Genomic DNA, 710 nt, shown 5'->3' on the forward strand with positions numbered 1-710 from the left:
CCCGGGGCGCGCCGGGCTGGGGGTGGTACTCGACGGTGTGGTCGAGGTCGGCGCGGCGGGCCGGGACGGTGCAGCCCGGGAACGCGCACGTCCCGTCGCGGGTCCGGACGTGCTCGGCGAGGGCCACCGGTGGGCGGTAGCGCTGGCGCCCGACGTCGAGCACGCGGTCGGTGACCGGGTCGGTGAGGATCCGCCGCCACACCCCGCCGGCGGCCAGGGCCCGGGCGCGGATGGCGTCGATCGGGCCGTGGCCCTCGAGGTCGGCCGGGGCGTCGTCCAGGCCGAGCAGGGTGGCCGCGGAGAGGGTGACGCGGACCTCGGCCCCGGGGCGGGCGCAGCCGCAGCGCCCAGCACGCTGCGCGGCGGGCTCGGGTGCGGCGGCCTCCGGCGCGGCGGGCTCGGGTGCGGCGGGCTCCGGCGCGGCGGGATCCGGCGCGGCGGGCTCGGGTGCGGCGGGCCCGGGTGCGGCGGGCTCGGACGGGACGGGTGCCGGCGCGGCGAGATCCGGCGCGGCGGGCCCGGGTGCGGCGGGATCCGGCGCGGCGGGCCCGGGTGCGGCGGGCTCGGACGGGACGGGTGCCGGCGTGGCGGGCCCGGGTGCGGCGGGCTCGGACGGGGCGGGTGCTGGCGCGGCGAGATCCGGCGCGGCAGGTGCCGGTGCGGCGGGCTCCGGCGAGTCGACGGGGACGAGGGTGGCGGTCGGGCGCGGT

General features: G+C 83.5%; 1 pseudogene. It reads right to left on the reverse strand.

Annotated elements, in window-relative coordinates:
- A pseudogene (locus Cpa01nite_RS18380) lies at positions 1 to 710 on the reverse strand (hypothetical protein); the annotation flags it as partial.

The organism is Cellulomonas pakistanensis (genome assembly GCF_016862755.1).
GTDB classification, from domain to species: Bacteria; Actinomycetota; Actinomycetes; order Actinomycetales; family Cellulomonadaceae; genus Cellulomonas; species Cellulomonas pakistanensis.